Below are 24,490 nucleotides of genomic sequence, written 5' to 3' on the forward strand. Positions count from 1 at the left end.
AGAGCGAAAGACGGGATTTGAACCCGCGACCCTCACCTTGGCAAGGTGATGCTCTACCCCTGAGCTACTTTCGCAGTCGTTTTTTAATGAACTTGATCTGTAAATAACAGACCTGCAATTCTGTGATTGCGGTTGCAAATTTAGTACATTTATTAGAAGTACAAAGCTTTTTTTTGAAAAAAATTAAAAAAAGTTTTAGGCTTGTTTCTTTTTAACCAGCATACGTTTTATTTCGTTCAATTTCATCAAAGCCTCAACAGGCGTAAGTGTATCGATATCAGTATGTAGTATTTCATCTTTTATATTTTCAAGTAACGGATCATCTAAATTAAAAAAGCTTAATTGCATCTCGTTTTCCATAGATTTTACTTTTTCAGTAAGTTCCTCACTGGAGTGCGACTTCTCTAATTTCTTCAATACCTGATTAGCGCGACGCAATACTTGCTGCGGCATACCTGCCATTTTAGCCACATGAATACCAAAACTGTGCTCGCTACCGCCTTCAACAAGCTTTCTTAAAAACAGCACATTGTCTTTTAATTCTTTTACTGAAACATTAAAATTCTTTATACGCCCAAAGGTTTCAGTCATTTCATTTAATTCATGATAGTGGGTAGCAAACAACGTTTTAGGCTTGGCCGGGTGCTCATGTAAATATTCACTAATAGCCCATGCTATAGAAATACCGTCGTAAGTACTGGTTCCGCGGCCAATTTCATCGAGTAAGACTAAACTACGCTCCGAAATATTATTTAAGATAGAAGCTGTTTCGTTCATCTCAACCATAAACGTCGATTCGCCCATTGAAATATTATCACTGGCTCCAACCCGGGTAAATATTTTATCTACCAAACCAATTCTTGCTGATTTTGCAGGCACAAAACTTCCCATTTGCGCCAACAAGACAATTAATGCTGTTTGGCGAAGTATTGCCGACTTACCAGACATATTTGGCCCGGTAATCATAATAATTTGCTGCACAGTTCTGTCTAAAAACACATCGTTAGCAATATAGGCTTCTCCTATAGGTAATTGTTTTTCTATAACAGGGTGGCGCCCATCTTTTATTTCTAAATCGAACGATTCTTCAATCTCGGGATACACATAATGGTTATCTTTTGCTAGTTGTGCAAAACCACATAAGCAATCCATTTGACCAATTAAAAAGGCATTCTGTTGAACAGGCTTGATATACTGATTCATCCACCCTACTAATTCGGCAAACAATTGCTGTTCAATAGCTAAAATACGGTCTTCGGCACCTAAAATTTTAGCTTCGTATTCTTTTAATTCTTCGGTAATGTAACGCTCGGCACTAACTAAGGTTTGCTTTCTAATCCAATCTTCAGGAACTTTATCTTTATGTGTGTTACGCACTTCAATGTAATACCCAAACACATTGTTTGATGCTATTTTTAAAGAGGTTATTCCTGTGCGCTCACTTTCTCGCTCGAGCATAGCATCTAAATAATCTTTACCTGATTTGGACAGATCACGTAGCTCGTCTAACTCTTGTGAAAACCCTGCCGCAATGGCATTACCTTTTAAAACGTTTACTGGCGCATCTTCGTTTAGCATCTCCTTAACTTTTTCACGAAGCACATCACAACTTTGAAGATTATCACCAATAATTTTTAATGATTCATTTTCACTATTCGATGCTATAGATTTTATAGGCACAATAGCCTCTAAAGAGTTTTTAAGTTGAATAACCTCGCGCGGATTGATTTTTCCCGTAGCTGTTTTAGAAATTAAACGTTCTAAATCGCCAATATGTTTAATTTGATTTTGAATTTTTTGATGTACCGACTGTTCTTTGGTTAAATAGTCGACCACCTCATGGCGCTGTTTAATTTTATCAATATTTTTTAGCGGCAATGCTAACCAGCGTTTAAGCATTCTCCCACCCATAGCAGAGATGGTTTTATCGATAATATTTAAAAGCGTTACCGCATTATTATTAGTAGAATTATAGAGCTCTAAATTTCTAATAGTGAATTTATCCATCCACACATAATCGTCTTCGGCAATTCGTGAAATAGATGTAATATGCTGAAGTTTTTTATGCTGCGTTTCGGCCAGATAATGCAAAATGGAGCCAGACGCAATAATCCCTTCATATAAGTCTTCAACACCAAATCCTTTAAGTGTTTTGGTATCGAAATGTTTAGTTAAGGTTTCGTAAGCATAATCGGTTTGATACACCCAGTCTTCGAGATAAAAAGTATGAAAATCATTTCCAAAAGTCTCATTGAAAAGCATTCGCTTTTGCTTGGACACTAACACCTCGCTCGGACTAAAATTTTGAAGTAATTTATCGACGTATTCAGCATTCCCTTGTGAGGTTAAAAACTCGCCTGTTGATATATCTAAAAACGATACGCCTATCTGTTTTTTATCGAAATACACCGAACATAAAAAGTTATTCGATTTCGAGACCAAAACCTCATCATTTAATGCTACACCAGGCGTTACCAATTCGGTAACGCCACGTTTTACAATGGTTTTCGTCTGCTTAGGGTCCTCCAACTGATCGCAAATAGCCACACGTTGACCGGCTTTTACCAATTTAGGCAAATAGGTGTTTAATGAGTGGTGAGGAAACCCTGCCAAAGCCGTTTCATTCTCACTGCCAGCACCTCGCTTGGTTAGAATAATACCTAAAATTCCAGCTGCTTTTACGGCATCATCTCCAAAAGTTTCATAAAAATCGCCCACGCGAAACAATAATAAAGCATCTGGGTATTTAGCTTTTATACTATTATACTGTTTCATTAGCGGGGTTTCTTTTTTTGCTTTTTTAGCCAAGGGTAAGTGATTTTTTAATGTTATTTTTGCCTCAATTGTAGGATTGCTAAAGTAGTATAATTTTAATGGTTTTTGAAATGGAACCCACATAAGTTATCTACAGAATATTGACATAAAACCCACCATGCGCAAATTAAAAAACAGCGAATTAGACCGATTGAGTATTGAAGATTTTAAACAGGTTGAAAAAACACCAATAATAATTGTATTAGACAATATTAGAAGTTTGAACAATATCGGCTCGGTTTTTAGAACCAGTGATGCCTTTTTGGTTGAAAAAATATATTTATGTGGTATAACTGCTACACCTCCACATAAAGACATTCATAAAACAGCTTTGGGCAGTACGGAAACGGTAGATTGGGAATATGTTGAAAACACTATGGATTTAGTTGATCGCTTAAAGTCTGAAAAGATTAAAATTTGTTCCATCGAGCAAGCCGAAAATGCAACCATGCTTAACAATTTTCAACCAGAAGCCAATACCAAATATGCCCTCGTTTTTGGCAATGAAGTAAAAGGCGTTTCTCAAAAAGTGGTATCAGCTAGCGATTCAGTAATCGAAATTCCTCAATACGGCACCAAACACTCTTTAAACATTTCGGTTAGTTGTGGTGTGGTTGTTTGGGATATTTTTTCGAAATTACAAGCACTTTAATTAAACATTAAAAATAACCATGTCATTACGATTTACACCCCTTTACCTATTAGTATTTGCAACCCTGTTTTCGTGCAATCAAACAAAATCAAACAGGCCTCCAAATGTAATTCTAATTATGGTGGACGACATGGGAGTTGAAGCTTTAAATTGCTACGGAAACACTCAAAACAAAACACCTCATATCGATGCTATGGCAGCAAACAGCATTCTGTTTAACGATTGTGTTTCTCAACCTTTATGTACACCTTCCAGGCTAAAAATAATGACCGGAAAGTATAATTACAGAAATTATGAGCATTTCGGATACCTAAATACAAATCAACATACGTTTGGTAATTTATTTAAAGAGCAAAATTATTCAACATGCATTGCGGGAAAATGGCAATTAAACGGACTTTCTTATAAAGATGAAATAACAGACTGGAATAAAAGTTCGCGACCAGTAAACTTTGGTTTCGATGAGTATTGTTTATGGCAGCTTACAAAAACATCTGCTGAAGGTGGCCGATATGCCAATCCGTTGATTGAACAAAATGGAAAAATTTTGCCACAAGACCCTGAAGCATACGGCCCTGACATTTTTAGCAATTTCGTTCTTGACTTTATAGAAAAAAATAAAGAAAAACCATTTTTCGTGTATTACCCGATGGTTTTAGTTCACGACCCTTTTGTGCCTACACCAGATTCTAAAGACTGGAACGACGAAACCAAGCGTTTTAAAAACGACACCACCTACTTTAAAGACATGGTAGCTTACACCGATAAAATTGTGGGTAAAATTCAGTCGAAAATAAAAGAATTAAACTTAGAAGAAGACACCATCGTCATTTTCACCGCAGACAATGGCACACACCCAACTGTTTTTTCTCCAACTAAAAATGGCATTGTACAAGGTGCTAAAGGCAACACGATTACCGCTGGAACCCATGTGCCACTTATTGTAAACTGGGGTAGCAAAACAAAAACTCTAAAATACGATGGCTTAATTGAATTTAGTGATTTCTACACTACGTTTGCCGATTTATTAGGAAATGAGAACGTCAAACCTGACGGAAAAAGCTTTCTCGATGTCTTAAATAAAAATTCCAAAGAAAACATTAGAGAAACTGCTTTGGTATATTACGACCCAGAATGGGGAGCAAATGTGAGCCAATACAGAAATATGTTTGTTAGAACCAAACATTATAAACTATATCAAGACGGTAAGTTTTACAATTTAGATAACGACATTTTAGAAAAGCACCCACTGCATGCAGATTCGCTGTCTAATCACGAAATAGAAATAAAAAAGATGCTTGAACAGGAGTTCTCGAAACATCCGAAATTTAAATAATTAGCTACAAAATTTCATCTAAAAACCCATAAATAATCTTCTTGGCTACTGCTGGAAACATAACACTAATTATTTGCAAGGAATATTGTAAAGAATTGGTATATTTCTCAAAATAAACATCATTTGATTAGCAACAATAAACAAATCCCCAACTTAACGGCAATTCGCTTTTTTCTTGCGATGCTTGTTGTTATTTTTCATACCTCAGAATTTTTTGCAAATCGAGAATATCCATTTTTCAACAACGCTGCAATATTTCACAAAGGCACGGAAGCGGTTTATATGTTTTTTTCTTTAAGTGGCTTTTTAATTATTAAACAACTCTACAACGAAAAGAAACTTACCAAAACCATTAAATTAAAATACTTTTATTTTAGAAGAGCCCTGCGTATTTTTCCGCTATATTACCTTATTCTTACCATCGGATTTTTATACTACCAACTCATCCTACCTAATTTAGGGTTTAACGTTGAAAACAATTATAATTTAGGTTACGGACTGTTATTAGGACTTACTTTTTTCCCTAATATTCTTCAAACTTATAACCCCGGAGGCATACTTGAAATTCTTTGGTCTATAGGAATCGAAGAGCAATTTTACCTTTTGGTTGCCCCTGTTTTACTTATTGTTCCTTTAAAAAAAATCCAACAATTTTTATTGTTATTTACTGGGGCATACTTTTTAATTTACTTTTCAAAAAACAGCGTTATTTTAAGAGAATTAAGCATGTTGTTTTTTTACTTTTCATTTAGTGGGTTTTGTGCGATTTTTCTGGAAAACGTAAAATTCAAATCTGTAATAATAAAACTAAGACATATCATATTTATTATAATAACAATTTACTTTATTACAAACATTTTTTTAGAAGCGCTAAACCCTTTTTACTACAATTTGTTCAGCTTTTTACTGTTTGGATTAGCCATTAGTACCCTTTCTATAAAATCGATAAAAATTCTTCAAAATAAAATCCTGATGTATTTAGGAAAAATATCGTACGGAATTTATATGTTTCACGCCTTAGCAATTCAACTTACAGGTTTGTTATATCTAAAAATAATTTCAAAGCTTAACTTACCTTATGCAACAGATGTATTTATAATTAACCTTTTAGTAATAATTGGCACGATTTTAATTTCCTATGTTTCATATATATACTACGAGAGTTATTTTTTAAAGCGTAAGCAACGGTATAAATCGACCACCTCCCTGCATACCTTAAAATAACTGCTCTAAAACCCACAAATAATCTTCGTGATTATTTACAAAATCCTTTTCAGAAACATCTATGATTTTAACATTAAAATCGGATTGAGTTTTTAAAAACTCCAAATAACCTGCATTTATTTTTTCAAGGTATTCGTTGGCTATATTTTGTTCGTAATCGCGACCTCGCTTTTTTATGTTTTGCTGAAGCCTTTCGGTATTTTGATAGAGATACACATACAAATCGGGTTTACGTAATTCTTTGTACATGATGTAAAACAACTTTCGATACAAATTAAACTCATCGTTCTGCAAGGTGATTTTCGAAAAAATAAGCGATTTAAACACATCGTAATCGCTAACTATAAAGTCTTTAAACAAATCGAGCTGTGATAAATCGTCGGTTATTTGCTGATAACGCTCGGCTAAAAAAGACATTTCTAATGGAAATGCATACCGGTTAGCATCTTTATAAAATTGCGGCAAAAACGGATTATCGGCAAAACGCTCCAAAATAAGTTTCGCATTAAAATCGGTTGAAATTTTGGTTGCTAAACTTGTTTTTCCTGCGCCTATATTGCCTTCAATAGCTATGTAATTGTATTTTGAGAAATCGAATTTTAAACCTGGATTTTGCAACCTTTCTGATATCGATTTTAAAACAGAAGAATCGTTAGTTTCTTCAAGTAAAACTTTTACGCTTTTTTTTAGTAATGGATGTGTTTTTTCTGAAGCAATATCGCATAAAGGTAACAACACAAACTTGCGTTTATGCATTTCGGGGTGTGGCACTTTTAAAGTTTCAGAATTTATAACAATATCGTCTACAAAAATAACATCTAAATCTATGGGACGAGCTTCATAAACGCTTGGGTTATTTCTAACACGGCCCAATTCATTTTCAATAGTTAATAAAACATCTAAAACCTGTTGTGGCTCTAATTCACTTTTCAGCTCCAAACAGCAGTTATAAAAATCATCGCCCTCAAAACCAAAAGCAGGCGACAGATATACTTTAGAAATAGTTTTTATAGTACCTATTCGCCGATAAATTAAATTAACTGCGGTTTGTAAGTATTTAAGCTTATCGCCCTTATTACTTCCTAAAGCAATATGGAAAGTTTTAGATTGCATCATATGTACTGGCAAAATAACTAAAACAAATTTTATTACTTTATATTTACTATTCCTATTTATTCACAAATTACATGACATTAAAAGACAAACTTGCTGCCCAACGTATTTACATGCTTTTAGGAGCTTTATTTATTACGTCGCTGGTTGTTTCAAACCTCATTTTTCAAAAGTTTTTTTACTGGCATCCATTCGACATTGAAGTTTTCGGATCGAAATTATTTGAAATTTCAGTCGGTATTTTACCTTATCCAATTACCTTTTTAATTACTGATTTAATTAGTGAAATTTATGGTAAAAAACGCGCCAATCAGGTTGTTGTAGCGGGAATTTTTGCTTCTTTATTTTCACTGCTTATCATTTATGTAGCGAGCGCTGTTCCTGCTACAAGTTGGTCTCCCGTAAACAACAACATGTTCACCACCGTATTTGGCAACACCGTTTTAGCCGTTTTTGCCAGCATGATGGCTTATTTGTTTGCGCAATTTGTAGACATTCAAATCTATCATTTCTGGAAGCAATTAACTCAAGGCAAACATTTATGGCTTCGGAATAATTTTTCAACATTCATTTCTCAATTTGTAGATACGTTTACCGTGGTGGGGCTACTTTGTATTTTTCATATTATTCCATGGGCAAATTTTTTAGGATTAATCCTTTCTGGGTTTCTTTTTAAAGTTTTAGTAGCCTTATGCGACACACCTTTAATGTATGTAGGAGTTTATTTGTTTAGAAAGCGATTTAATTTAAAAGTAAATGAAGAAATAGAACTCCTGAAATTTTAATTCAAAATTAACTAAGAAAATTCTGAACACTCAACTTTTCTTATCAAATTTGCGTATATAAAGTAACTCATTATTAAATTATTAATCTACGCATTAACATATCAACACCCCATTTTTATGAAGAAAGCATTAAAAATATTAGCACTCTCTTTATTAATCATAATAGCCATTTTAATGGCTTTACCATTTGCCTTTAAGGGACAGATAACAGATGCCGTTAAATCTTATGCAAATAAAAATTTAAATGCACATCTAGAATTTAGCGATGTTAGTTTAAGCTTACTCAAAAGCTTTCCTCAAGTACATGTAGAAGTCAACGACCTGATCATCACAAATTTTGAACCTTTTAAAGACGAAACCTTTTTAAGTTCAAAAAATATTGCCTTTACCATGTCGATTAAAGAGTTATTTAAAAGTGACGCAGATGGCCCGTTAACCGTAAAATCCATTTCTATCGATAAAGCACTTATTAATTTAAAAACCGATGCCGCTGGAAATAACAATTATGACATTACCAAAAGCAGCAATTCTGATATTGCATCCGAATCCAAAAGTGATGAGGGTTTCACTTTTGATATAGAAAATTACAGTATCAACAACAGTACTTTTAATTTTTTAGATGAAGGCTCTAATATGCTATTTAGCATTGCCGAATTAAACCATAGTGGCAAGGGTAGGTTTTCAGGAACGATTTCTGAGTTAGATACCCATACCGAAGCACTAGTAAGTTTCACGATGGATAGCACAGCCTATTTAAACAATAACCACATAAAACTAGACGCTTTAATAGATTTAGATTTAGAACACAGTAAATACACATTTAAAGACAACAAAGCGCTTATTAACAAGTTACCTATTGAATTTAAAGGCTATGTACAACTCCTGGAAACAGGTCAGGATATCGATATTTCTTTTGAAAACCCAGGATCTTCATTTAAAGATTTTTTAGCCGTTATTCCCGCAAATTATTCGAAAAGTATCGAAAACATACAAACTACAGGAAATTTTAAAGTTAAAGGCACTATAAAAGGTAAGGTAACCGAAGAAACCATTCCGACTTTAGACATTAGTATTGTTTCAAATAATGGTTCGTTTAAATACCCAGATTTACCAAAATCAGTTGAAAACATTATTATTAATACACAAATTAAAAATGAAACAGGGTATGTTGACGACACCTATGTTAACATAAACACGTTGAATTTCAAAATAGACGATGATGCGTTTAAATCTTCTGCAACAATTAAAAATCTAACTAAAAACATGTTGGTTAATGCCAATGTAGATGGCACCATTAATTTAGCAAATTTAAAACAAGCCTACCCTCTGGAATTAGATCAAGATTTAAGTGGCATATTAAAAGCAAATATCCATACATTTTTTGACATGAATGCTATAGAAACCAATGCTTACGAACGCATAAAAAGCTCTGGAACAATGCGTATTACTAACTTTAAATTTGCGTCTAGCGACATGGCAAACCCCGTGAACATTTCAAAAGCTAACATGACTTTCAACCCTTCAACGGTTACCCTGAACACTTTTGATGCAACTACCGGAAGCAGTGATATTACAGCCAATGGGTATATAAACAATCTTTTAGGTTTTTTGTTAAATGACAGTACTTTGCAAGGTCATTTTAATGTAAACGCAAACAATTTTGTATTAAGTGATTTTATGACGTCGGAATCCGAAAACTCAACTTCTGAATCGACAACCAAAACCACCGAAACCAAAGACGAAACATTAAAGATTCCTGCATTTTTAGATTGCACCATTAATGCCAATGCCACAAACGTAGCCTACGACAATTTAAACTTAAAGGATGTAAAAGGCACACTTGTTATAAAAGACCAACAGGCAACACTTAATCATTTAACTTCTAAACTCTTTGATGGAAACTTAGCTGTTTCCGGAAACGTTTCAACTAAAAATGAAACACCTACCTTTAATTTAGATTTGGGCGCCGAAAATTTCGATATTGCGCAGTCGTTTTCAGGATTAGATATGCTACAAGCCATTGCCCCTATAGCCAAGGCACTAGAAGGAAAATTAAACACTAAAATAAATTTAAAAGGAGACTTAACGGAAGAGTTTACGCCAAACCTTAACACCATTTTTGGTAATGCTGCGGCCGAATTATTAACTACCAAGGTTACTCCTCAAAACGCCGCTGTTTTGAATAAACTGGAAAACTCATTAAATTTTGTAGATTTTGAAAAATTCAGCTTTAACGATTTAAAAGCTTATTTGGAATTTGCAGACGGAAAGGTTACAGTAAAACCTTTTAAATTTAAATATGAAGATATTGCGATTGAAGTTTCGGGGTCGCATGGGTTCGATAAAACTATGGCTTATAATGCTGTTTTCAATGTGCCTGCAAAATATCTTGGAAGCGATGTAAACAAACTTATTAATAGTTTAAATGACAGTAAAGCAAATAGCATTACAGTGCCCGTTACCGCTAACATTTCTGGCAGCTACAGTAATCCTAAAGTTTCTACAGACTTATCTAGTGGTGTTTCAAAATTAACCAATCAATTAACCGAAATTCAAAAACAAAAGTTAATTGGACAAGGTAAAGACCAACTTAATAATCTACTTGAAGGCCTAACTCAAAATAGCTCAACTAGCCAACCAACAACGGCTAGTGACTCTATTGCGTCTGCGACTAATGATACCAAATCGAATTCTACCGAACAGATAAAGGAAAATGTAAAAAATGTATTAGGAGGTTTGCTTGGTGGGAAAAAGAAAAAACAAGACTCCTTAAACTAAATCGAGTTTTTAACCTTTCTATATGTAAAACTAAAATTACACATCCTTATTCAAATTCAAAAGAGGTCTAAAAAGAAATATTCACGTCAACCTGAACTTGATTCAGGTTCTCATTAAGATTAATATTCGGTAGAATGAGTTTCTGAAATAAATTCAGAATAACGCTTTTAACATCTTTTCAGACCTTTTTCATCCTATGTTTTCTTTAAAAGCAAGCTTACACATAACATCAAGCTATTTAATAATTTGGGCTCAATTATTAAGCAAAAATTCAAAACAAAAACCTCACAATCGATAAAAACGACACAAAAACGAGTTATTTCACTCAAAATGAAGGTTTTTTGTTAAAGAAATGCTAGTTAATTTGCTTTTCTCAATTAAAATATTATAATGTTGATATATTATATATTTAATACGTAAAGAAGCATAAATGAGGCAACTTAAAATTACAAAACAAGTAACCAACAGAGAATCTAAATCCCTTGACAAATACCTGCAGGACATAAGCAAAATTCAGCTAATTACCGCCGATGAAGAGGTAGAATTGGCACAGCGCATTAAGCAGGGCGATCAGGTGGCTTTAGACAGGTTAACAACTGCCAACTTACGTTTTGTTGTTTCGGTAGCGAAACAATATCAAAATCAAGGACTTACATTACCTGATTTAATTAACGAAGGAAATGCCGGCTTAGTAAAAGCCGCCAAACGTTTTGACGAAACCAGAGGTTTTAAATTTATATCGTATGCCGTTTGGTGGATTCGTCAAGCAATTCTTCAGGCTTTAGCCGAGCAATCTCGAATAGTTAGATTACCTTTGAACAAAATTGGTTCTATTAACAGAATTAACAAAGCGTATTCCTTCCTGGAGCAAACACATGAACGCGCTCCTAGTGCTGAAGAAATTGCTCAGGAGTTAGATATAACGGTAAATGACGTTAAACAATCAATGAAAAATTCTGGCCGCCATTTATCAATGGATGCGCCACTGAAAGAAGGTGAAACTTCTAGTTTATACGATGTCTTTTCTGCGGGCGATTCGCCAAACCCAGACAAAGATTTAATAAACGAATCGTTAAGTACTGAAATCGAGAGGGCTTTAGACACCTTATCTCAAAAAGAAAGCGACATTATTCGTTTAAATTTTGGATTAAGCAATCAGCCCCCAATGAGTTTAGATGAAATTGGAAAAACTTTCGATTTAACACGAGAGCGTGTGCGACAGATTAGAGAAAAAGGCATCAGACGATTAAAGCACACATCGAAAAGTAAAATATTAAAAACGTATTTAGGATAGACCTAAACACACTCACACTATAAATAAACTTTATGATTAAAATTGAAATTAAAGAAGGTGAAAACATCGAACGCGCGCTAAAACGTTATAAACGTAAGCACAGAAATGTAAAGGTAATGCAAAACTTAAGAGAAAATCAGTTTTTCACCAAACCATCTGTAAGAAGACGTCGTGAAATTCAAAAAGCGGCTTACATTCAAAATTTAAGAGATCAGGAAGATATATAAATCGTTCCTGCCCGAATAAAAAAATCACGCCTTTAGCGTGATTTTTTTATTCAGTAAATAACTTTTAATAATTATACATTATTTAACTTCTATGTTAACAACTAAACCTTCGTTACTTCTAATATTAAATACGGTTTGGTCTTCAAAAATTAAATACTGCCCTTTTAAACCTTTTAATACTCCTTGGTAATTTGGCGTTTTTCCTAAATTCAAACTCTTAGGTTTTTCAGGATACTGTTGCACGGGATATTCGATATTCGTTTCAGAATTATTAGCTATAAAATACGCTTTAGCCTCATCTGGTATATATTCTTTTAATCGCTCACGCCAATCAACTAGATTCTCATCTACAATATCATTCTTTAACATCGTTCGCCAATTGGTTTTGTCGGACACATGTTCTTTTAGGGCAACTTCAGTAATTCCTGCTAAATATCGATTAGGCACTTCTACGATCTCAATGGCTTCATGAGCGCCTTGATCTATCCAACGTGTTGGCACTTGAGATTTTCTGGTTACTCCAACTTTCACACTACTGGAATTTGCCAAATAAACAATATGAGGCTGTAATTGCATTTTCTTTTCATACTCCAAATCACGATCTTCTTTTCCTAAGTGCGCTGTACTAAGCTCCGGACGAATTATCCAGTCGGCCGCTTGTGGTACATCGAAAAAACAACTTCTACAAAAACCTTGCCTATAAATTGGTTTATCTAAACCACAATTTAAACACTCGTATCGCACAAAGCTTATAGATATGTTTCTATCTAATAACTGATTCATGTTTATAAAGTCGTCTTTAAAAACTAAATAATACTGAATTGGAGCGCTATATTCAGTTTGCATTTTGGTTAAAACCCCTTGATATACCATGTTCCGCTTTTTCAAATTCTTAATAAGCTCAAAATTACGAACATTTAAACGAAATCACTTAATACTTGTAGCATCAATATTTAAAACTAATCTTGTAAAATCAATGCAAAAACAAACTTTAGCGGCGGATGAAAAGAAAAAATTACAAGAGTTGAAAAATTGCCTTTATTTTTCAACAAAAAAAATGTTATTTTAGGCATTTAAAGATAGTATTACAGCTTATGCCAATTCCCATAGTTAATTCGATTGCTTCGTGGTTTTTAAAAAAACGCTTTCATCAAATTGAATTGTTCTTAAAATACCCTAATGAAGTCCAAAACGAATTACTTTTTAGTTTGTTACATTTTGCAAAAGACACAGAGATTGGAAAACAATATGATTTTGCTTCTATTAAAAACTACAAAACTTTTTCAGAGCGCATTCCTATTCAAAATTATGATGCATGGCAAGATATTATAGAGCGCTCTATGAAAGGTGAAGGCAATTTATTTTGGCCTACTCCTATAAAATGGTATGCAAAATCCAGTGGAACAACACGTTCTAAAAGCAAATTTATCCCCGTAAGTGAAGAATCGTTAGAAGAATGTCATTATGCAGCCAGTAAAGATCTTCTTTGTATGTATTTTAATAACAATGAAGACTCTCAATTATTTACCGGTAAAAGTTTACGTTTAGGGGGCAGCAAACAATTGTATAAAGAGAACGGGACCGTATTTGGAGATTTATCGGCCATTTTAATTGACAATATGCCGTTTTGGGCAGAATTTAGTAGTACGCCCAGTAATAAAGTATCCCTAATGAGCGATTGGGAACATAAAATGCAGGCCATTGTTGACGAAACTCGATATGAAAATGTAACTAGTCTTGCAGGCGTACCTTCATGGATGCTGGTGCTACTGAATAACGTATTAGAAACGACAGGAAAAAGTAATTTACATGAGGTTTGGCCAAATTTAGAGGTCTATTTTCACGGCGGCGTTAGTTTTACTCCATATGTCGATCAATACAAAAACATTCTACCGAAGAAAGATTTTAAATACTACGAAATTTACAACGCCTCGGAAGGCTTTTTTGCGATACAGGACCAAAATGATTCTGATGAATTATTGCTTATGTTAGACTACGGTATATTTTACGAATTTATTCCCATGGATGTTTATGATACTCCTGGAGAGCACGCTATTCCGTTAAGTCAAGTTGAACTCTTTAAAAATTATGCGGTTATTATAACTACCAATGCAGGGTTATGGCGTTATAAAGTGGGCGACACCGTTCGATTTACATCTCTAAGCCCCTACAGAGTGAAAATATCTGGAAGAACAAAACATCATATTAATGTATTTGGAGAAGAGCTTATTATTGAAAACGCAGAAAATGCTTTAAAACAGGTTTGTAAATATACCGAAACCGAAATCGTAGATTTTACTGCTGCCCCTATATTTATGAAAGGCAAAGAAAAAGGCGCTCACGAATGGCTTATTGAATTTAAACGGGCACCAAAAAATCTGAATGAATTTAATGAGTTATTTGATGAAGCTTTAAAATCTCTTAATTCTGATTACGAGGCCAAACGTTTTAACAATATTACACTCAACAAACCCAAAATAAACGTGGCTCGTGAAAACTTGTTTTACGATTGGTTAAAACAGAATAATAAATTAGGTGGACAACACAAAGTACCAAGGTTATCGAATAACAGAGATTATTTAGAAGAACTTTTAAAATTGAATGATTTTTAAAACATACTTAAAAATCAGTTGAAGTGTATAGTAAAAAGTTTTTTGTCGAGTTTTTCATCTTATAATCTAAAAGACAATGCAACGGCTTGGACGTGTTATTTTTAAGACTATATTTAACTCATAATTAATAAAAGAACTCTCAAAAAAATATACCCTTATATTAATTAATTATCCAAAAATAAAAACACCCTGCCAATGGCGGGGTGTTTTTATTTTAATGATTATATATTACTTTTTTTTTAGGAAACCGCTTTAAGTTTCTTTAAGGCTGTTTTCGTTAATTTTTCTTGCGCATATGCTTTTGTAACGTTTAAAGATTTTTCGTCACTACTAGGTAATTCGAACATCGCATCGGTTAAAATTTCCTCACATAACGAACGTAGTCCTCGCGCTCCTAATTTATATTCTATCGCTTTATCAACAATATAACCTAAAGCTCCATCGGTAATCGAAAAATCGATTTCATCCATAGAGAATAACTTTTGATATTGTTTGATAATGGCATTTTTTGGCTCCGTTAAAATAGCTCTTAACGTTTCTGCATCTAAAGGGTCCATATAGGTTAACACTGGTAAACGACCAATTATTTCAGGTATTAAGCCAAAATCTTTTAAGTCTTTTGGAATGATGTATTGTAATAAATTATCCTGATCGATAACTTCATCGGACATCGAGGCACTATACCCAACTGCCTGCATATTTAAGCGCTTCGAAATAACGCGTTCAATACCATCAAAAGCTCCTCCCGCAATAAACAGAATATTTTCGGTATTCACCTCAATAAATTTTTGATCAGGATGTTTACGCCCCCCTTTTGGCGGCACATTAACAACCGTACCTTCTAATAATTTTAATAAAGCTTGCTGAACACCTTCACCAGAAACATCTCTGGTGATTGAAGGGTTGTCACTTTTACGCGCAATCTTATCGATTTCATCAATAAAAACAATACCTTTTTCAGCACGCTCAAGATTATAATCGGCAGCCTGTAATAATCGGGTTAGAATACTTTCTACATCTTCACCCACATACCCTGCTTCGGTTAATACGGTTGCATCTACAATAGCTAAAGGTACATTTAACATACGAGCAACGGTTTTTGCCATTAGTGTTTTACCTGTACCCGTTTGCCCAACCATGATGATATTACTTTTTTGAATATCAATATCATCGTTTGAGGCTGGTTGTAATAATCGTTTATAGTGATTATAAACTGCAACAGACATTACTTTTTTGGTAGCGTTTTGCCCTATAATATACTCATCTAAAAACGCCTTAATTTGCTGTGGTTTGCGCAATTTTAATTCGGCAGATAAATCGCTGGTATCACTTTGTTTCGATTCTTCTAAAACAATACCATGCGCCTGCTCGATACATCGATCACAAATGTGAGCATCTAATCCTGCAATTAATAAATTGGTTTCTGGCTTTTTTCTACCACAAAACGAACATTCTAACTCTTCTTTTGCCATTAAATCTTTTCTATTTACTCGAGAAAAACAATTAATAAATCCCTAAATAACAATTCCTTAAAATTACGATTTTTTCCTTTAGCTACGAACTAAAATTTCATCAATCATACCGTATTCCTTAGCTTTATCGGCTTTCATCCAATAATCTCTATCACTATCGGCATAAACTTTGTCGTAATCCTGACCAGAATGCTTACTTATAATTTTATAAAGTTCTTCTTTTAATATTAAAATCTCTCTTGCCGTAATTTCAATATCACTTGCCTGTCCCTGTGCACCGCCAAGAGGTTGATGAATCATTACACGAGAGTGTGTTAAACCACTACGTTTACCTTTTTCTCCTGCACATAATAATACGGCCCCCATAGATGCCGCCATACCTGTACAAATTGTTGCTACATCTGGCTTTATAAATTGCATAGTATCATAAATACCTAAACCAGCATATACGCTACCTCCTGGAGAATTAATATAAATTTGAATGTCTTTATTTGCATCGGTGCTTTCTAAAAACAATAATTGTGCTTGAATAATATTAGCTACCTGATCGTTTATTCCTGTGCCCAGAAAAATAATGCGATCCATCATTAAGCGTGAGAAAACATCGAAAATAGCGATATTCATTTGACGCTCTTCTATAATGTTTGGTGTTAAATTAGTCGGGTACATGCTACTTATAATTTTGTTGTAATATGTACTGCTAATACCTTGATCTTTTATCGCGAATTTTTCAAATTCTTTTGCGTAATCCATAGTGTCGTTTTTTATTGAGGTTAAATCCTTAAAAATTTATAGTGAAAATAATTATAATGATTGAAAACACATATTTTAAATACCAGAATTCAATCCATAAATTAGGCGCTAGAATTGGTATTCTAGCGCCTAAATATACGCATTTATTCTTTATAAGATAAATGATTATTTATCACCGTAAACTTCTTTTACGAAGTCTTCGTAACTTAATTCTTTAACTTCAATATTAGCTTTTTCTTTGTAAAGCACTAATAATTTTTGAGAGATTAATTGCTCTGAAATACGACGTGCTTCATCTTGGTTAGATAATACACGAGCAGCAATATCGTCAAGCTCCTTATCTGAAGGATTCATTTGACCAAACTGTGCCATTTGAGCTTTAATCATTTCTCTTGCATGACCTTTAATGTCATCCATAGTAACTTTGATATCATTATCAACAATTAACTTACTCTCTATTAACTGGTAACGGATACCTTTTTCAGACTTCTCGTATTCTTCTTTTGCCTGATCGTTATCTAATGGTTTTTCTTCATTAGACGTTTGCTGCATCCATTTTTGTAAAAACTCAGCCGGTAAATCGAATTTTGTATTTTCTACTAAATACTCAGTAACATCATTTAATAGTTTTTGATCGGCCTGTTGCGCGAACTGCTTTTCAGCATCTTCTTTGATTTTCTCTTTTAATTCTGTAACAGAACTAACAACATCTTTACCAAATAACTTATCAAATAACTCCTGATCTAAATCAGCTAATTCGCGAGTATTGATTTCTTCAATTGTAAAAGTAACTTCAATATCTAAACCGTGAACCTCATCATGACCTAATTTTAAGGCATGCATTAATTCGTGTTCATCATCGTAAAGTCCCTTTGTTTGTAACGTAATAACATCTCCAGCTTTAGCTCCTAAAAATAATTTTTCGGTAGCATCGCCAGCAAACTTATCTAGTGTTAAGGTTACTTTATTTTCTATTTCGCGCTCTTCATTCTTGTAAACACCAGTTATCTCACTGTCTTTTGCTACTTCATTTTGAGATACCAACTTACCATATTGCTTTTGGATATTAGCTACTTGCTCGTCTAACATCTTATCGTCAGCGATAATGTTATACTGAACAATTGGTTCTTTACTTTCAATATTAACTTCGAATTCTGGTGCTAAACCTAACTCAAATTCAAAAGAAAAAGTATCTGCATCCCAATCGATATTATCTTGTGCTTTTGGTAGTGGCTGACCTAATACATCTAACTTCTCTTCGGTTAAATATTTATTTAAAGCGTCTTGTAATAATTTATTTACTTCGTCAACTAATACAGCTTTACCGTATTGCTTCTTTACCATTCCCATTGGCACATGACCTTTTCTAAACCCTGGAATGTTTGCTGTTTTACGGTAATCTGATAATATTTTCTCTACTTTATCACTATAATCTTCTTTAGCGATATCTACTTTTACTACAGCATTTAATGCATCAACGTTTTCTCTTGTAATATTCATTTTTGAATGATATAAAGCCTTGTTAGGCATTTAACAAAACAGATTTTTCTCAAAACCTGAAATTATGTAACTAAAATCGGGTGGCAAAAATACAATATTTTTACCACCCGACAAAGTTTTTAATTGCTTGATTTTATGCGATTTCCTTTATTATTTTTAGAGTGTGTCAACTTATTCGTTTTTAACACATTTACTCTTATAAATTTTAAAAATCGACAGGTATTTCGGTATGTTTTTATTCTTCTTTTAAAACTGATTGTAGAATAGATTGTAAAATGGATAGCAATAAGCTAAACAATACCGCCCACCAAAAGCCATCTAAACTAAATCCACTAACAAATTCGCCTGCCAAATAAATTATCAATCCATTTATAATTAGGAGGAAGAGTCCTAAAGTTAAAATGGTTGCCGGTAATGTGAATAATACCAGAAGTGGCTTAACAAATAAGTTTAACACCGCTAATACAATAGCCACTATAATGGCCGTGACATAACTGTCGATATGCACTCCGGATAAAATTTGCGATATTACTAATACGGCGATTGCGTTAATTAAAAGTCTGATTATTGTTTTCATCTGTTTATTTTTATTTGTTTTTAAATGGTCAGATGTAATTCGCCATTAAACATTTCGGTTGGTATCAACTTAATTGTTTTGGCTCATTTCATATTTAAAGAGTTAGTTATGAAATATACAAATTATCTGAGAAATAAAAACTATTTAATTACCTCTAATAACAAGACTAATTGGTAATGCATATGGCACTGTAACTGGTTTACCTCTTACCAATCCAGGTTTTATTCTTGGCAAAAGAGCAACAACCCTTATCGCCTCGGCTTCTAGCGCCTTGTGTTTCGCTTTGGCTTGTATATCAATTACATTACCTTTTTTATCTATTTTAAAAATGATGTATATCTTTTGTACCCCATTCAAGCCCGTACCCTTTACAAAAGAAGTATTAAATTTTTCAGAAATAAAGGCAGATACATTTTCAGACATACACCTTTTCTTCCCATTATTTGCAAGTGCATTTTCACATCCGGGATAAACAGGAACTCTTTGGAAAACCCCATCTGGCACTTCAACTTCTTTTAAATTACCAACTCCTGTTGTTTTCTTTAAAACTCCATTTTTAAATTTGAAAGTTTTAACTACATTTCCTAGAGAATCAAATCTAGTTTCAGTGTTGGTTTTCACATCAAATTCATGTATCCCTTTTACTTTCAGTTTTTTATTTTTAGAATACTGCGCATATTCCCCTTGCTTATAACCATTAACATAACGAACTTCCCATTCCAACTCACCAGTTTCATAAAACTGTTTCCAAAGTCCATTAAGTTCATAATTATCATAATGACTTTCAATTTTTAAAATTCCGTTTTTATAATATTCTTTATAAGGTCCAGACCAAACAAATCGTCCCTTATTATTTATCTCTTTAATTTCTACGGAACAAAACAAGGTCCCATTTTCATCATACTCATAAGTTGTCAATCTACCTTCTACGTCATTTTTTGTTTCTTTTAGAATAACACCTTCTTTTGAATATTCTCGTTTCATGCCCGTAAACTTTCCGTTATTATCATTCACGTTAACTTCTAAAAGTTGCCCATTGTCGTAATACGTTTTCCAGACTTTAATTTTTTTATCATTCTTATAAAAGCCTTCTTGCTTTAATTGACCATTATCATAGTATTCTTTATACGGGCCATCTGGGTGATTTGTTTGGGCATTTGCTATTAATGTGGAGCAAGCAAAAGCCAAAATAAGTAAGTATTTCATTGTAAATTTTTAATTTATCAATAAGCAAATATAAGATTCTTCCTTAGCGACAAGCATAAAAAACAAAAAAGGTTCCTGATACCAAAATGATATTCAGAAACCTTATTCTAATCTATTTTTAATACTCTTAATTCACAAAGGTCATCACCGCATCAAAAAAATCGGTTGGATTTTCGGCATGTAACCAGTGTCCTGCATTGGCAATAGTAACAATATCTGCTTTTGGAAAATGGCGCTTGATAATTGGCTCATCATCAACACCTATATATTCGGAACGATCCCCCCGTAAAAACAAAGTATCTCCATCGAAAGTGGCATAACTTGGTAATGGCTCGCCAACTTCGGCAACTTCTTCTTTAAGCACCTCAATATTCATACGAAGCGCTAAACGACCTTTTTCTATCCAATACAGGTTTTTCAATAAAAACTGACGTGTTCCTAAATCGGAAACGTATTCTGCTAACACTTTATCGGCCTGACTGCGACTTTTAATGACATCAAAATCCAAAGCACTCAATCCATTTAATATAGCATCATGGTGTACAGGATAAAAACGCGGAGCGATATCTGCAACGAGTAAATTACTAACAAGCTCTGGATATTTAGTTGCAAACAACATAGCTGTTTTCCCTCCCATGGAATGCCCTAAGAGGATTATTTCTTTTAAAGCATGAGTTTCGCAATAATGTTTTAAATCTTCAACCAAAACCTCATAACTAAAATCGTTGTGATGAAAACTATGTCCGTGATTACGCTGGTCTACCAAGTGCACCTGAAAACCTTGTTCGCTAAACTGCATACCAAGCGTTTTCCAATTATCACTCATACCCAAAAAACCATGCAGAATGACAAAAGGTTTTCCTTCACCTATAATATTTGAATGTAATAACATATTTTTGATTTATGTTTTAAGTATTTTAATTAAAGTAGTGTTTCCTAGACTACCCTTTTAATTTCCTCAGATACATTTGAATCACATTTTCTACACCTAAATACAAACTTTCGGCTACCAAAGCATGCCCTATTGAAACCTCTAAAAGCCCTGGAATATTTTCGCTGAAGAATTTTATATTATCCAAAGACAAATCGTGTCCCGCATTCACGCCTAACCCTAAAGAATTTGCAAGTTCAGCACATTCGACATAAGGTTTAATAGCACTTTCGTTTCCTAAACTAAATTCGTGAGCAAACCCTTCGGTATAGAGTTCAATTCTATTGGTTCCTGTTTCCTTAGCGCCTTCAATTTGATTTAAAACAGGATCAACAAAAATAGAAGTACGAATTCCGTTTTGTTGAAATTCTTTTATCACATCTACTAAAAAATCTTTATTTTTTATCGTATCCCAGCCCGCATTACTGGTAATGGCATCCTCTGCATCTGGCACTAAAGTTACCTGTGTTGGTTTTACTTCCAGAACAAGGTCCATAAAAGATTGTATTGGATTCCCTTCTATATTATACTCGGTATACACGGCAGGTTTTAAATCTCGTGCATCCTGATAACGAATGTGGCGTTCGTCTGGTCTGGGATGAATAGTAACACCTTCGGCTCCAAACTCCTGAACATCTTTTGCAAATTGTACTACATTAGGTACATCTCCTCCTCTGGAATTTCTTAGAGTGGCAATCTTATTAATATTTACACTAAGCTTTGTCATTAAAATTCTAATTTAAATGGCAAAAATACAAAGTAGAACAGGCTTATGTACTTTTTTTTTGATTAATTTGCATAGTAAGAAGAGTAAGGTAATGAAATTATCAGAATACATATTTAACGACATTAAACCAGTAAACAGCAACACTAAAATAAGTGAAGTTCAAACGCTGTTTAACCAACTTACGCTTTCGCACATACCTATACAGGATGAAAATAAGACGTATTTAGGTTGTTTTTCTGAAACAGACGCACATTGTTTAGACAGTGATAAATCGGTTAATGATTATAAGTATACTTTAGAAGACTTTTACGTGCGCGACACCACACTTTGGCTGGATGTTTTAGAGGTTTTTGCTATTAACAACACCAATATAATGCCTGTGTTAAATATTAATAACGAATATTTAGGGTATTATGAGCTTAATGATGTTATTAGCTTGTTTAATGAATCTCCTTTTTTCTCGGAAGCAGGTGGTGTTTTGGTCGTTGAAAAAGGCATTAACGATTATTCTTTTAGCGAAGTCAGTCAGATTATAGAATCGAACGACGGCAAACTATTAGGTGCCTTTGTTTCTAAAATGAGTTCTGATTTAATTCAAATCACACTTAAAATTAGTACGGGCGGTTTAAATGATATTATTCAAACATTCCGCAGATATAGTTACAATATTGTATCCGGGCATGACGAAGACCGCTATATTGAAAGTCTTAAAGAGCGTTCGGATTACCTTAATAAATATCTAAATATTTAATTACAAATTACTGGCAGACATTTAAATTTCTGCTTTATTCTATAGAAAATAATAAAATTCACACCTATGAAAGTTGCTGTTTTTGGACGCTTTTACAACGAAACTACAACAACTTCGGTAGAACGGTTATTCACCTACTTACTAGAAAAAAATGCCGATGCTTATATTGAAACCGAATTTTTTAACCTTATAAAAGAAAACTCGCCAAATATAGACGAATATACATCGTTTAAAACGTTTGACAAACTAGACAAATCATTTGATTTTTTAATTAGCATAGGCGGCGATGGTACCATTTTAAGAGCTATCATTTTTGTTAAAGATTTAGATATCCCAATTATAGGTATCAATACAGGTCGATTAGGTTTTTTAGCAACTATACAAGTAGACCAAATAGAAAATGCTATCCAGGATATCATTGATAAGAAATACAAAATTTCAGAACGCAGTTTACTTTCAGTTGAAACGTCGCCTGAAAACGAAAACATCAGTTCGCTTAACTTTGCTTTAAATGAAGTTGCTATAAGTAGAAAAAACACCACCTCGATGATTACGGTTGAAACCCATTTAGATGGTGAATACTTAACGTCATACTGGAGTGACGGACTGATTATTTCGACTCCAACGGGTTCGACAGGATATTCTTTAAGTTGTGGAGGTCCGGTAATTACGCCTAGCAATAATAGTTTTGTTTTGGCTCCTATTGCTCCTCATAACTTAAGTGCACGACCTTTAATAATTCCAGACTCCACAGAAATAGAACTAAAAGTGGCGGGACGTGAAGACAGCCATTTAATCTCTTTAGACTCCAGAATTGCTACCTTAGAAAACGGAACTCTAATCAAAATTAAAAAAGCCGACTTCACCATTAAAATGATTGACCTTTTAAACGAAAGCTTCTTAACAACACTCCGAAAAAAACTACTTTGGGGAGAAGACAAGCGCAATTAGACAATAATTTTGCAGAAATACTGTTTTAGACTAATACAATTTAAATCAAATTGTTATTGGCTAATCTTATTTATTATATTTGCAATCTTTCGAACATTTATGAGGCATTTAACCGTATTGATACTAAGTATTTTAAGCATCCATATAAGTCATGCTCAAATTCATGAAATAGGAGTTTATTTAGGCGGAAGCAACGTTATTGCCGATGTTGGTGCTACCAATTACATCTCACCAAACCAATTCGCTTTTGGTGGTATTTACAAGTGGAACCGAAGTAAACGGCATTCCTATCGTGCATCAATACTGTTTAGTGATTTAAAAGGTTTAGACGCAAAGTCTGATGACCCTAGACGACAACAAAGAGATTATGAATTTTCGAATTCAATTTTAGAAATCGCCGCCGGAATGGAATTCACCTTTATGGATTTTAATTTACATTCTGGACATCGAATAGCTACACCGTACCTATTTTCGGGGGTTAGCGTTGCCAATCATGACGACATCTATTTTTCGAATGGCGTTTTAACCGACGAAGGCACATCAAGTTGGTCGTTCGGAATCCCCATGGCTTTAGGGGTTAAAGCCACATTTATCGAAGGATTAGTGTTAGGGTTAGAAGTTGGAGCTCGTTATACCTTTACCGATGGTATTGATGGTAGCACACCTGCTAGTAATAACCTACAACAATATAGATTTGGAAATATAAATAATAACGACTGGTATGTCTTCTCAGGTATTACACTAACGTATACCTTTGGAGAGAAACCTTGTTATTGTACAAATTAGA

General features: G+C 33.8%; 21 protein-coding genes and 1 tRNA gene. 11 read left to right on the forward strand and 11 right to left on the reverse strand.

The window, feature by feature from the left end; genetic code table 11:
• Positions 1-2: 2 nt before the first annotated feature.
• Both ICJ83_RS12755 and mutS read right to left on the reverse strand, forming a co-directional pair.
• Positions 3-74: transfer RNA gene (locus tag ICJ83_RS12755), tRNA-Gly, on the reverse strand.
• 121 nt (positions 75-195) lie between these two features.
• Positions 196-2,808, reverse strand: coding sequence for a DNA mismatch repair protein MutS (gene mutS, locus ICJ83_RS12760; protein ID WP_188230779.1), 2,613 nt, complete (start codon positions 2,806-2,808; stop codon positions 196-198).
• 124 nt (positions 2,809-2,932) lie between these two features.
• Between mutS and ICJ83_RS12765 the strand changes: the two genes are divergently transcribed.
• The 3 genes from ICJ83_RS12765 to ICJ83_RS12775 all read left to right on the forward strand — a co-directional run bounded on the left by ICJ83_RS12765 (position 2,933) and on the right by ICJ83_RS12775 (position 6,026).
• Positions 2,933-3,466 carry an RNA methyltransferase gene (locus tag ICJ83_RS12765; protein WP_188230780.1) on the forward strand — a complete coding sequence of 178 codons (534 nt, stop codon included), beginning with the start codon at positions 2,933-2,935 and terminating at the stop codon, positions 3,464-3,466.
• Between the two features lie 19 nt (positions 3,467-3,485).
• Positions 3,486-4,802 (forward strand): sulfatase-like hydrolase/transferase, encoded by a 1,317-nt coding sequence (locus ICJ83_RS12770; RefSeq protein ID WP_188230781.1) that lies wholly within the window; start codon positions 3,486-3,488, stop codon positions 4,800-4,802.
• Between the two features lie 123 nt (positions 4,803-4,925).
• The gene (locus tag ICJ83_RS12775; RefSeq protein ID WP_188230782.1) at positions 4,926-6,026 is read left to right on the forward strand and encodes an acyltransferase family protein; all 1,101 of its coding nucleotides are present in this window, start codon (positions 4,926-4,928) and stop codon (positions 6,024-6,026) included.
• Here the strand turns inward: ICJ83_RS12775 and folK are convergent.
• On the reverse strand, positions 6,018-7,142 hold the full coding sequence (gene folK, locus ICJ83_RS12780) for a 2-amino-4-hydroxy-6-hydroxymethyldihydropteridine diphosphokinase (RefSeq protein ID WP_188230783.1): 1,125 nt from the start codon (positions 7,140-7,142) through the stop codon (positions 6,018-6,020). The two genes, ICJ83_RS12775 and folK, sit on opposite strands and share 9 nt — an antisense overlap.
• A 71-nt stretch (positions 7,143-7,213) precedes the next feature.
• On the opposite strand from folK, the gene ICJ83_RS12785 reads away from it, so the two are divergent.
• The 4 genes from ICJ83_RS12785 to rpsU all read left to right on the forward strand — a co-directional run bounded on the left by ICJ83_RS12785 (position 7,214) and on the right by rpsU (position 12,223).
• The gene (locus tag ICJ83_RS12785) at positions 7,214-7,924 is read left to right on the forward strand and encodes a queuosine precursor transporter (RefSeq protein ID WP_188230784.1); all 711 of its coding nucleotides are present in this window, start codon (positions 7,214-7,216) and stop codon (positions 7,922-7,924) included.
• Positions 7,925-8,041: 117 nt separating this feature from the next.
• The gene (locus ICJ83_RS12790) at positions 8,042-10,702 is read left to right on the forward strand and encodes an AsmA family protein (RefSeq protein ID WP_188230785.1); all 2,661 of its coding nucleotides are present in this window, start codon (positions 8,042-8,044) and stop codon (positions 10,700-10,702) included.
• 430 nt (positions 10,703-11,132) lie between these two features.
• Entirely contained in the window at positions 11,133-11,996 is an 864-nt protein-coding gene (locus ICJ83_RS12795) for a sigma-70 family RNA polymerase sigma factor (protein ID WP_188230786.1), read from the forward strand.
• Between the two features lie 32 nt (positions 11,997-12,028).
• A complete protein-coding gene (rpsU, locus tag ICJ83_RS12800) occupies positions 12,029-12,223 on the forward strand; it encodes a 30S ribosomal protein S21 (RefSeq protein WP_188230787.1) in 195 nt (64 codons plus the stop codon).
• A gap of 78 nt (positions 12,224-12,301) precedes the next feature.
• Here rpsU and ICJ83_RS12805 read toward each other — a convergent pair whose 3' ends face one another.
• Complete coding sequence (locus ICJ83_RS12805) at positions 12,302-13,096, reverse strand: DUF2797 domain-containing protein (RefSeq protein ID WP_188230788.1); 795 nt, start codon at positions 13,094-13,096, stop codon at positions 12,302-12,304.
• Positions 13,097-13,317: 221 nt separating this feature from the next.
• Between ICJ83_RS12805 and ICJ83_RS12810 the strand changes: the two genes are divergently transcribed.
• Positions 13,318-14,835: a GH3 auxin-responsive promoter family protein gene (locus tag ICJ83_RS12810; protein ID WP_188230789.1), complete on the forward strand. Its 1,518-nt coding sequence runs from the start codon at positions 13,318-13,320 to the stop codon at positions 14,833-14,835.
• Between the two features lie 239 nt (positions 14,836-15,074).
• Here the strand turns inward: ICJ83_RS12810 and clpX are convergent, their stop codons facing one another.
• From clpX to ICJ83_RS12845, 7 genes are all read right to left on the reverse strand, one after another.
• The gene (gene clpX, locus ICJ83_RS12815; RefSeq protein WP_188230790.1) at positions 15,075-16,307 is read right to left on the reverse strand and encodes an ATP-dependent Clp protease ATP-binding subunit ClpX; all 1,233 of its coding nucleotides are present in this window, start codon (positions 16,305-16,307) and stop codon (positions 15,075-15,077) included.
• Between the two features lie 78 nt (positions 16,308-16,385).
• Positions 16,386-17,060 (reverse strand): ATP-dependent Clp endopeptidase proteolytic subunit ClpP, encoded by a 675-nt coding sequence (clpP, locus tag ICJ83_RS12820; RefSeq protein WP_188230791.1) that lies wholly within the window; start codon positions 17,058-17,060, stop codon positions 16,386-16,388.
• Between the two features lie 165 nt (positions 17,061-17,225).
• Entirely contained in the window at positions 17,226-18,560 is a 1,335-nt protein-coding gene (gene tig, locus ICJ83_RS12825) for a trigger factor (protein ID WP_188230792.1), read from the reverse strand.
• Positions 18,561-18,795: 235 nt separating this feature from the next.
• Entirely contained in the window at positions 18,796-19,137 is a 342-nt protein-coding gene (locus ICJ83_RS12830; protein ID WP_188230793.1) for a phage holin family protein, read from the reverse strand.
• 144 nt (positions 19,138-19,281) lie between these two features.
• A complete protein-coding gene (locus ICJ83_RS12835) occupies positions 19,282-20,343 on the reverse strand; it encodes an energy transducer TonB (RefSeq protein WP_188230794.1) in 1,062 nt (353 codons plus the stop codon).
• A 127-nt stretch (positions 20,344-20,470) separates the two neighbouring features.
• Positions 20,471-21,235, reverse strand: coding sequence for an alpha/beta fold hydrolase (locus ICJ83_RS12840; protein ID WP_188230795.1), 765 nt, complete (start codon positions 21,233-21,235; stop codon positions 20,471-20,473).
• 49 nt (positions 21,236-21,284) lie between these two features.
• On the reverse strand, positions 21,285-22,001 hold the full coding sequence (locus ICJ83_RS12845; RefSeq protein ID WP_188230796.1) for a pyridoxine 5'-phosphate synthase: 717 nt from the start codon (positions 21,999-22,001) through the stop codon (positions 21,285-21,287).
• A 91-nt stretch (positions 22,002-22,092) separates the two neighbouring features.
• Here ICJ83_RS12845 and ICJ83_RS12850 point away from each other — a divergent pair, with 91 nt between their 5' ends.
• The 3 genes from ICJ83_RS12850 to porG all read left to right on the forward strand — a co-directional run bounded on the left by ICJ83_RS12850 (position 22,093) and on the right by porG (position 24,489).
• Positions 22,093-22,752: a CBS domain-containing protein gene (locus ICJ83_RS12850; RefSeq protein WP_188230797.1), complete on the forward strand. Its 660-nt coding sequence runs from the start codon at positions 22,093-22,095 to the stop codon at positions 22,750-22,752.
• Between the two features lie 66 nt (positions 22,753-22,818).
• Complete coding sequence (locus tag ICJ83_RS12855) at positions 22,819-23,703, forward strand: NAD kinase (protein ID WP_188230798.1); 885 nt, start codon at positions 22,819-22,821, stop codon at positions 23,701-23,703.
• A 99-nt stretch (positions 23,704-23,802) separates the two neighbouring features.
• Entirely contained in the window at positions 23,803-24,489 is a 687-nt protein-coding gene (gene porG, locus ICJ83_RS12860; protein WP_188230799.1) for a type IX secretion system protein PorG, read from the forward strand.
• Position 24,490 lies beyond the last annotated feature (1 nt).

This window comes from Aestuariibaculum sediminum (assembly GCF_014596945.1).
In the GTDB taxonomy this organism is placed as follows: Bacteria; Bacteroidota; Bacteroidia; order Flavobacteriales; family Flavobacteriaceae; genus Aestuariibaculum; species Aestuariibaculum sediminum.